We start from the raw sequence: 9,604 nt of genomic DNA on the forward strand, positions 1-9,604 counted from the left end.
GGATCACGGAGGCGATCTTGAAGGCCTCCTGGATCGTCTCGCGGTCGACGCCCGCCTTGCGCAGGACCTGCTCATGCGAGTCCAGGCACTGGCCGCAGCCGTTGATCGCGGAGACCGCGAGCGACCACAGCTCGAAGTCGACCTTCTCCACGCCCGGGTTGCCGATGACGTTCATCCGCAGGCCCGCGCGCAGCGTGCCGTACTCCGGGTCGGAAAGCAGGTGCCGGGTGCGGTAGAAGACGTTGTTCATCGCCATGACCGCGGCGGCGGCCTTGGCGGCGGTGTACGCCTCCGGCGAGAGGTTCGCCTTTGCCTCGGGCTCCAGCTCACGCAGGACGAGAGGCGAACGGGCGGCGATCGCGCAGGACAGGACGGTGCCCCACAGCTGCTGCTGCGGAAGGTCGCTGTTGCCGATGACCGAACCGAGGTTCAGCTTCAGGTCCTTGGCGAAGTCCGGTATGGCCGACTTCAGGGAGTCGAGGGACATCCGTCACTCACCGGCCAGCAGCGCGCCGGCGTCGATGGTGCTGTCACCCTTGTTCCAGTTGCACGGGCACAGCTCGTCGGTCTGCAGGGCGTCGAGGACCCGCAGGACCTCCTTGGGGTTACGGCCCACGGAACCGGCGGTCACCATCGAGAACTGGATCTCGTTGTTCGGGTCGACGATGAAGACGGCGCGCATCGGCAGGCCGTCCTCGCCCAGGATGCCCAGCTCGGCCGACAGCTCGCGCTTGATGTCGGACATCATCGGGAAGGGCAGGTCACGCAGGTCGGCGTGGTCCTTGCGCCAGGCGTGGTGCACGTACTCGGAGTCGAGCGAGAAGCCGAGGACCTGCGCGTCGCGGTCGGCGAACTCCTCGTTCAGCTTGCCGAAGGCGGCGATCTCGGTCGGGCACACGAAGGTGAAGTCCAGCGGCCACGCGAAGACGACCTTCCACTTGCCCTCGTAGGTCTTGTGGTCGATCTGCGCGAACTCGGCTCCGGCTTCGAGCGAGACACAGGCGGTCAGGTCGAAGGCGGGGAACTTGTCACCAACAGTGAGCACGCGCTCTCCTTAGGCAGTGGAAAATAACCCTTTTGGGGCTTTCCGGCGGGGTTGGACGTATCTCACATGCTGACACACCTGCATTGATTACAGAAATAGCTACTCTTGTGCTGGGTGATCGGAGGTACCTATCAGTGGCTGTCAGTAGTAGGGGAGCGAAGCAACCGACGCTCGCGCAACTGCGCGCCTTCGCGGCGGTCGCCGAGCACCTGCACTTCCGGGACGCCGCCGCGGCCATCGGCATGAGCCAGCCCGCGCTCTCGGGGGCCGTCTCCTCGCTGGAGGAGGCCCTCGGGGTGCAGCTGCTGGAGCGCACCACCCGCAAGGTGCTGCTCTCCCCGGCGGGCGAGCGGATCGCGGCGCGGGCCCAGGTGGTGCTCGATGCCATGGGCGGGCTGCTGGAGGAGGCCGAGGCCGTACGGGCGCCCTTCACCGGAGTGCTGCGGCTCGGTGTGATCCCCACGGTGGCGCCGTACCTGTTGCCGACCGTGCTCGGGCTGTTCCACCGGCGCTACCCGCGGATGGACCTCCAGGTGCACGAGGAGCAGACCGCCTCCCTGCTGGAGGGGCTGGCCGGCGGGCGCCTGGACCTGCTCCTGCTGGCGGTGCCGCTCGGGGTCCCCGGGGTGAGCGAACTGCCCGTCTTCGACGAGGACTTCGTCCTGCTCGCCCCCCGGGAGCACGCGCTGGCCGGCCGCCGGGACATCCCGCTGGAGGAACTGCGCGGACTGCAGCTGCTCCTGCTCGACGAGGGGCACTGCCTGCGGGACCAGGCCCTCGACATCTGCCGGGAGGCGGGCCGGACGACCGGGGCGGACGTCACCACGACCGCCGCCGGACTGTCCACCCTCGTACAACTGGTCGCCGGAGGGCTGGGGGTGACGCTGTTGCCGCGCACCGCGCTGCGGCTGGAGACCGCCCGCAACGAACACCTGTCCACCGGCTACTTCGCCGAGCCCGCCCCCTCCCGGCGGATCGCCCTGGCCATGCGTACCGGGACCGCCCGGCAGGAGGAGTTCAGGTCGATCGCCGCCGCGCTGCGCGAAGCCGTACGCCCACTGCCGGTCTGGCCCACCGACCAGGGCGGGTTCTAAAAGTAGCGCCGGGCGCCCGCAGGCCAGGCGGGACTTTTGAAAGACGCCTTAGCCAGCGGTGCGGGGCGTCGTCGGAGCGGGCGTACGGGCTCAGGAGGGGGTCACTCCGTGCGCAGGCCGTCCGGGCGCATCAGGCGGAGCAGGGGCGGCAGGCTGAGCAAGGTCACCACGACCACCACACCGGCGCCGACCGCCGTCATCCCGAGCACCGACGCCCAGTCGATCCGGACCGGCTGGGCGGCCATGCCCATCAGGACGGCGCCCAGCCCCACGCCGACTCCGGCCGCCAGTACGAGGCCGAGCACGATCGGCACGGCCGTCTGCCACAGCACCGACAGGCTCAGCGTGGAGCGCTTGGTGCCGAAGGCGACCAGGGAGGACAGCAGCCGCCGGCGCTCGCGCAGTTGCTCCAGCTGGGAGACGAGCAGGCTTCCGCCGATCAGGACCAGTACGGCGACGGCGCCGAAGAACAGCCCCGTGCGGATCGAGGAGTAACCGGTGGCCTCCTCGGTGTCCCGCAGTGTCATCGCCGTGACGAACGGGTCCGCCTCGAAGACGGCGTTGCGCGCCCGGTCCAGGGCGTCCGGACGGGACTCGTCGACCTGGACGTAGATCCGCGCGTTCGGGAAGTCGCCGATTTCCTTCGGCGCGGCCGACGGGGTGACCAGCAGGCCGTTGCGCAGCTCTCCGGTGGGGTCCGGCCGGCTGGGGACCGTGCGGGCGGCCGCCGGGACCTGCCACTTCACCGGAGCGGTCGGGTCGGCCGTCCCCGACCCGTACCCCCTGACGTTGCCGACGAACAGCTCGTCACCGGGCTTCGCCGTCTCTCCGTAGATGCCCGGTGAGTCCTGCGTGACCGGTTCGGAGGAGCCGGTCAGCACGAAGGCGTCGCCGTCCTGGCAGGAGTCGAGCGTCGCGACCTCACCGAGCGCGTCGCAGGTGCCGATCGTCAGCTCGACCGTCCCGTCCATCGCGGGCACCTGGTGGGCGGCCTGCGCGGAGGTCAGCGGAACGGCGCGGGTGACGTCCCGCACCGCGGAGATCCGCTGCGCGAGGTCGTCCAGGCGCGTCGGCGTATCGCGGTTCACCATGACCGCGACGGTGGCCCTGGCGGGATCCTGGCCGGTCGGTTTCGTGTAATCGCCCTCGACGCCGGCGAAGAGCATCTGGAGGGCGATGGCGCCCGCGACGGCCACGGCGATGCCGTTGACGAGGCGGGCGGCGCCGCCGCTGTCGACCTGGAGCCGGCGCACGGCCAGCTGCCAGGAGACCGGGCCGCGGGACATCGTCCTGACGAAACGTTCCAGCAACCAGGGCAGCAGCACGGTTATCCCGACCAGCAGCAGCACCACACCCGCGCTGACCTGCCAGTGGTTGAACCTGCCGTGGTCGTTGCCGCGGCCGTCCAGGGGTACGAGCAGGCCGACCCCCACCAGCGGCAGCAGCAGCCGCCACCAGACACGGCGTCGGGAGGGCTTGGCCGTACGGACGACGCCCAGCGGCTCGATGACCACCCCACGCAGCGCGAACAGGGTCACGGCCACCGCCGCCGCGGGCACCGCGAAGGCGACCACGATGGCGAGCCAGGGCGCCGGGTCGAGGTCGGCGGGGAAGACGCTGCGCTGCCGGAGGCTGACGCTGCCGGCCAAGGAACGGCCGACGGCGAAGAAGCCGGTGCCCAGCACCAGTCCGACCAGGGAGCCCGCCAGCGCCTCGCCGGCCGCGATCCGGCGCACCGTCCTGATGTCGGCGCCGACCAGCCGCAGGGCGGCGAGCCGCCGGTCGCGCCGGTCCCCGCCGAAGCGGACGGCGGTGGCGATGAACACGGCGACCGGCATCAGCAGGGCGACGAACGTCAGGACGACCATCAGCATGAGCACGGGGTCCAGGCCCTCGCGGTCCGCGTCGTGGCCGAAACCGGTGACGCGCTCGACGCGGTAGTCCTCGGGGCCGTTCTTCCGGAGGGTGTCGCTGCCCAGGTAGAAGAGCAGTTCGCCGGGGCCGACCAGCCCCGGGGCGCCGACGATCTCACTGACCGGTGCGTCGAGCCGTTCGCGCAGCAGGGCGCCGTCGGAGGACTTCAGCAACGCGTCGAGCGCCGGGGAGAGGGCGATCTCGCCCGGGCCGGGGATCCGCTTGAGACCGGGCGGCAGCGGGGCGTCCGGGCCCTCGGCCCGGACCATGCGCCCCTCGATGTCCTTGTGGTGGTACGTCTGGCCGAGGCGGGCGATCAGCAGGGTGTCGGGCCCGGGCGCGGCGGCCCTGTCGGAACGCATCGTCGACCGTGCGTCGCCGCGCTCGTACCGGGCGGAGAGGGCGCCGGGGATGGCGGTGCTGATCAGCAGCAGGGCGACGCCGAGACCGACGCCTACGCCGGTGAACAGTGTGCGGATCCACCCTTCGCGGCCGCCGCCGAAGGCGAAGCGGGCGCCCATGCCGAGGTCGCGGGTCCAGACCTGGAGCCGGCTCATACGATGCGCTCCATGTCGCGGGACGTGCCGTCGCGTACGACGATCTCGCGGTCGGAGTAGGCGGCCACGCGCGTCTCGTGCGTCACGAGCACGACGGCGGTGTTCGCCGACCGGGCTGCCTCGGTGAGCAGTTGCATGACGAGTTCGCCGTTGAGGGAGTCGAGGGCTCCGGTGGGTTCGTCGGCGAAGATCACCCGGGGGCCGGTGACGAGGGCGCGTGCGACGGCCACGCGCTGCCCCTGACCGCCGGATATCTCGCCGGGCCGCTTGGCGCCGAGGTCCTCCACCTGGAGCTGCTCCATCCGGCGCAGGGCGGCGCGTTCGGCCTCCTTGCGCTTGACCCCGTTCAGGCGCAGCGGCAGGGCGACGTTCTCCACGCAGGTCAGCTCCGGTACGAGCTGGCCGAACTGGAAGACGAAGCCGAACTCGGTCCGGCGCAGGGTGCTGCGCTCGGCGTCGCTCATGGTGGTGAGCTCGCGGCCGGCGTAGGTGATGGAACCGGAGTCGGGCGGGACGATGCCCGCGAGGCAGTGCAGCAGGGTCGACTTGCCGGAGCCGGAGGGGCCCATGACGGCGACGACCTCGCCGGCGTGGATGGAGAACTCGGCGCCGTCGAGGGCGGTGGTGGTCCCGTACGCCTTGCGCAGGTCCGTGGCGGCGAGCAGCGAGCCGGCCGGGGTCATCGGCCTACCTCCTGGGCGAGCGGGCCGAGGCGGGCCGCGGTCAGCTCGAGCCACCGCAGGTCCGCCTCCAGGTGGAAGAGGGCGTGGTCGCACACGAGCTGGTCGGCGATGTCCCCCTTGCGCTTGCGCTGGGTGAGGATGCGCATGAGGCGCAGGTGCTCGGCGCGCTGGGTGTCCAGCAGCTCGTCGGCGCGGCGGCCGGTGAGCAGGGCGAGGACGACCTTCGTGTAGAGGGTCGAGTGGAGGTACGGCTCGGGCTTTTCGGGCTGGGAGAGCCAGGCCTCGACGTCGGTGATGCCGGCGTCGGTGATGGCGTACCGCTTGCGGTCGGGACCGCCGCCGCTCTCGATCCCGTCGACCTCGACGAGGCCGTTCTTCAGGAGGCGGGACATGGTCGAGTAGACCTGCCCGTACGCGAGGGGGCGGTCGTGGCCGAACTTCTCGTCGAAGGCGCGCTTGAGGTCGTAGCCGTGGCGCGGGCCGGCCTCCAGGAGGCCGAGGAGGGTGTGACCGATGGACATGACCGTGACACTACACGGTGTGTATACGCGGAGTGTATAGAGGGCGCGAATTCGGCGGATCGGAGGTCGGGGGCCGACCGACGCCGATCCCGGGGATGCGGAGGGGCCGGGCGGCCGGCCGGCGCCGGTCCCTGGAACGCCGTACGTCCGGTGGGGCCGGGGTTCCGGCCCTACCGGGCGTACGGGTCATTCCGTGGGCTTCGGGGGGCGTCCCCGGCGCGGGATGGGGCCGGGGGCCGAGGGGAGGCGGCCGGCCTCGGCGAGGGCCCGGCGGAGCAGGAACTCGATCTGCGCGTTGGCGCTGCGCAGTTCCTCGCCCGCCCACCGGGCCAGCGCGTCGTACACCTGCGGGTCGAGCCGCAGCAGCACCTGCTTGCGCGCCTGCCGGCCCGCCGGTTTCTCCTCGCCGCCGGGGGTCACTGGTAGAGCGTTCCGGTGTTGACCACCGGCTGGGCGGCGCGGTCACCGCACAGGACGACCATCAGGTTCGAGACCATGGCCGCCTTGCGCTCCGGGTCCAGGTCCACGACGTCCTGCTCCGCCAGCCGGGTCAGTGCCAGTTCGACCATGCCCACCGCGCCCTCCACGATCTGCTTGCGGGCCGCCACGACCGCGCCCGCCTGCTGGCGCTGGAGCATCGCGGAGGCGATCTCCGGAGCGTACGCGAGGTGCGTGAAGCGGGACTCGATGATGTGCACACCGGCCGCGTCGACGCGGTCACGCAGTTCGACGGCCAGCTTCTCCGTGATCTCCTCGGCGTTGCCCCGCAGCGACAGGCCGCCTTCCTCGTGCGCGTCGTAGGGGTACTCGATGGCGATGTGCCGGACGGCCGCCTCGGTCTGGGTCTCGACGAACTCCGTGAAGTCCTCGACCTCGAAGGTGGCCCGGGCCGTGTCCTCGACCCGCCACACCACGACCGCCGCCAGCTCGATCGGGTTGCCGTAGGCGTCATTGACCTTCAGGACGGCCGTCTCGTGGTTGCGCACCCGGGTGGAGATCTTCTCGCGGGAGGTCAGCGGGTTCACCCAGCGCAGCCCGTCGGCGCGGATGGTGCCCTTGTAGCGGCCGAACAGCTGGACGACGCGGGCCTCGCCCGGTGCCACCGTGTTCAGCCCGCACATCGCGAACGTGGCGACGAGGCTGAGGAGTACGCCGAGCGATATCAGGGCCACCTTGGCCGCGACGGCCGCGGCCACCGAGCCGGCCACGATCAGGCCCGCACTCGCCAGCAGACCCAGCAGACCGAGCAGCAGCGCCAGGCCGCCGCCGACGCTGCGCGCGGTGAACTCCCGTACCGCGTCAGGAGTTGCGTTTTCGTTCGTCATGGTTTGCCCCGTTTCTCGGCTCACGATCGATGAGACCGTCTAGCAAAGTGATATCACTTTTTTGCGCTACGGCAACCCTTCGGCTTAGGTGGGCGTCGGTTCCAGTGGAGTGGGTGCTGATTCTCACGTCCGAAATGACCGGAAATGGCCATGGTTGGCTAACTTTTGTCACAGCCTGCGGTGTTAGCTTTCTGAGCTGACGTCGGGGGGGAAATCGAGCGGAGCGGGAGCGATGGGCCGAGCAGAAGTGCGTAAGGCGCAGCAGCAGCGCGGTGCGCGGCGTGCGCCGAGCGGACGCGCGCAGGGCACCAAGGGAAGCGGGACCACGGGCAAACGCACCGGCATACGCCGCTTCTTCACCTGGAAGAAGGTCCTGGGCGCGTTCCTCGGGCTGGCCCTGCTCGGCATGGGCGCGCTGGTCGCCCTGTACTTCTACGTGGAAGAGCCGGACCCCAACAACCAGGCGCTCCAGCAGAGCAACGTCTACAAGTACTCAGACGGCACGATCATGGCCAGCAAGGGCAAGGTCAACCGCGAGATCCTGGCGATCGACAAGATCCCGATGGACGTGCAGGAGGCGTTCATCGCGATCGAGAACAAGTCCTTCCGCAACGACCAGGGTGTGGACTTCAAAGGTCTGGCCCGCGGTCTGTGGAACACGGCCACCGGGCGCGGCAAGGCCGGTGGCTCCACGATCACCCAGCAGTACGTCAAGAACTACTACTTGACCCAGGATCAGACGGCGAGCCGCAAGCTCAAGGAGCTGGTGATCTCCCTCAAGGTCGACCAGCGCATGAAGAAGCCCGAGATCCTCGCGGGCTACCTGAACACCAGCTACTTCGGCCGCGGCGCGTACGGCATCCAGGCGGCCGCCCAGGCCTACTACGGCGTCGACGTCGGCCAGTTGACGCTGGAGCAGGGCGCGTACCTCGCCACCCTCGTCCAGGCCCCCAGCCAGTACGACTGGTCGACCGCCGGCGGCGACACCAAGAAGCGGATCACGATCCGCTACGAGGCCACCCTCGTGAACATGGTCGAGAACGGCAAGCTGGACGAGGCCAAGCGCAAGACCCTGAAGTTCGCCGAGCCGATCCCGCCGCAGCCGCCGATGGGCATGGACGGCCAGAAGGGCTACCTGGTCCAGGCGGCCGAGGCCGAGCTCAACGCCCAGGGCGTCGAGAAGAAGCTGATCGACGCCGGTGGCTGGACGTTCACGCTGAACATCGACCCGAAGAAGCAGGAAGCGCTGGAGAAGGCCGTCGAGGACGAGCTGGAGTCCAAGCTCGACCGCAAGGACACCAAGGGCAAGCCCCAGGACCAGAGCGTGCAGGCCGGTGCCACCTCCGTGGACCCGAAGACCGGCGCGATCGTCGCGATGTACGGCGGCACCAGCCTGAAGGACCACTGGTCGAGCAACGCCCTGCGCAAGGACTACCAGCCGGGCTCGACCTTCAAACCGGTCGTGCTGGCCTCCGCGCTGGAGAACGGGGCGAAGACCCAGGACGGCAAGCCGATCACGCCGAACGCGCTCTACGACGGCACCAGCAAGCGCGCGGTCGTCGGCAGTGACATCCCGTTCGCCCCGCAGAACCAGGAAGACCGCAACTTCGGTACCCCGATGATGACGGTCCAGGAGGCGACCAACTTCTCGGTCAACTCCGTCTACGCGCAGATGATCGTGGACGTCGAGCCGCGCAACGTGAAGAAGACGGCCCTGGCTCTCGGCATGAAGGACCGTGAGGGCTGGCCCGAGGACAAGCCGGCCATGTCGCTCGGCACCATGAGCGCCAACACCGTGGAGATGGCTGGCGTCTACGCCACCTTCGACAACCACGGCAAGAAGGTCACGCCGACCATCATCAAGAAGGCCGAGCACAAGGACCGCGAGGTCGAGCCGGCCCAGCCCATCGGTTCCCAGGCCATCAGCCGCAAGACCGCCGACACCGTCACCAAGGTGCTCACCGGCGTCGTCAACGACGACGGCGGCTCCGGCAACAAGGTCCGCAGCAGCGCCTACGAGGCCGCGGGCAAGACCGGTACCACCGAGAACAACGTCTCCGGATGGTTCTCCGGGTTCACCCCGGAACTGGTCACCGTCGTCGCGATCTTCGGTGAGGAGCCCGTCACCGCCAAGCAGGTCACCCTGACGGGTACGGCCGGCCTCGGCCGACTGGGCGGTTCCAGCTTCCCGGCCTCGATCTGGAAGGCGTACACGCTCGCCGCCCTGAAGGGCAACGCGGGCAAGTTCCAGCTGAGCGAGGCGGAGATGGGCGCCGTACAGACGCCGTCCCGCAGCGCCTCGCCGACGCCGTCGCCGTCGCCGACCACCAGCGCCCCGGCGGCCAGCAGCAGCCCGCCGCCGTCCCCGACGCCGACGCCGACGCCCACCGCGACCAAGACGACGCCGACGCCGACCCCGACGCCGACCCCGACGCCCACGGCGACCAAGACCAGCGGTCCCAAGC

Annotated in this window: 9 protein-coding genes; 2 read left to right on the forward strand and 7 right to left on the reverse strand. The window is 70.1% G+C overall.

The genetic code is table 11. From position 1 onward, the window contains the following. Together ACWGIU_RS19210 and ACWGIU_RS19215 are read right to left on the reverse strand one after the other, a co-directional pair. A partial coding sequence (locus tag ACWGIU_RS19210; RefSeq protein WP_453707324.1) for an alkyl hydroperoxide reductase occupies positions 1-487 on the reverse strand: 487 nt, incomplete at its 3' end. A gap of 3 nt (positions 488-490) precedes the next feature. Beyond that, positions 491-1,045, reverse strand: a complete 555-nt coding sequence (locus ACWGIU_RS19215) for a peroxiredoxin (RefSeq protein ID WP_453707326.1) — start codon at positions 1,043-1,045, stop codon at positions 491-493. A 134-nt stretch (positions 1,046-1,179) separates the two neighbouring features. On the opposite strand from ACWGIU_RS19215, the gene ACWGIU_RS19220 reads away from it, so the two are divergent. Further along, positions 1,180-2,139: a hydrogen peroxide-inducible genes activator gene (locus tag ACWGIU_RS19220; RefSeq protein WP_453707328.1), complete on the forward strand. Its 960-nt coding sequence runs from the start codon at positions 1,180-1,182 to the stop codon at positions 2,137-2,139. Positions 2,140-2,240: 101 nt separating this feature from the next. Here the strand turns inward: ACWGIU_RS19220 and ACWGIU_RS19225 are convergent, their stop codons facing one another. The 5 genes from ACWGIU_RS19225 to ACWGIU_RS19245 all read right to left on the reverse strand — a co-directional run bounded on the left by ACWGIU_RS19225 (position 2,241) and on the right by ACWGIU_RS19245 (position 7,139). Further along, a complete protein-coding gene (locus ACWGIU_RS19225) occupies positions 2,241-4,610 on the reverse strand; it encodes an ABC transporter permease (RefSeq protein WP_453707330.1) in 2,370 nt (789 codons plus the stop codon). After that, entirely contained in the window at positions 4,607-5,293 is a 687-nt protein-coding gene (locus ACWGIU_RS19230; protein WP_453707332.1) for an ABC transporter ATP-binding protein, read from the reverse strand. Before ACWGIU_RS19230 ends, ACWGIU_RS19225 begins: the two co-directional genes overlap by 4 nt. Beyond that, positions 5,290-5,814, reverse strand: a complete 525-nt coding sequence (locus tag ACWGIU_RS19235) for a PadR family transcriptional regulator (RefSeq protein ID WP_453707334.1) — start codon at positions 5,812-5,814, stop codon at positions 5,290-5,292. Before ACWGIU_RS19235 ends, ACWGIU_RS19230 begins: the two co-directional genes overlap by 4 nt. 186 nt (positions 5,815-6,000) lie before the next feature. Next, the gene (locus ACWGIU_RS19240; RefSeq protein WP_030010967.1) at positions 6,001-6,234 is read right to left on the reverse strand and encodes a hypothetical protein; all 234 of its coding nucleotides are present in this window, start codon (positions 6,232-6,234) and stop codon (positions 6,001-6,003) included. Next, positions 6,231-7,139: an SPFH domain-containing protein gene (locus tag ACWGIU_RS19245; RefSeq protein WP_453707337.1), complete on the reverse strand. Its 909-nt coding sequence runs from the start codon at positions 7,137-7,139 to the stop codon at positions 6,231-6,233. The genes ACWGIU_RS19240 and ACWGIU_RS19245 overlap by 4 nt, the downstream gene beginning before the upstream one ends. A gap of 232 nt (positions 7,140-7,371) precedes the next feature. Here ACWGIU_RS19245 and ACWGIU_RS19250 point away from each other — a divergent pair. Continuing rightward, positions 7,372-9,604 (forward strand): transglycosylase domain-containing protein (locus ACWGIU_RS19250; RefSeq protein ID WP_453707339.1); only part of this gene is annotated, 2,233 nt, incomplete at its 3' end.

It is taken from the genome of Streptomyces sp. NPDC054840, assembly GCF_053611065.1.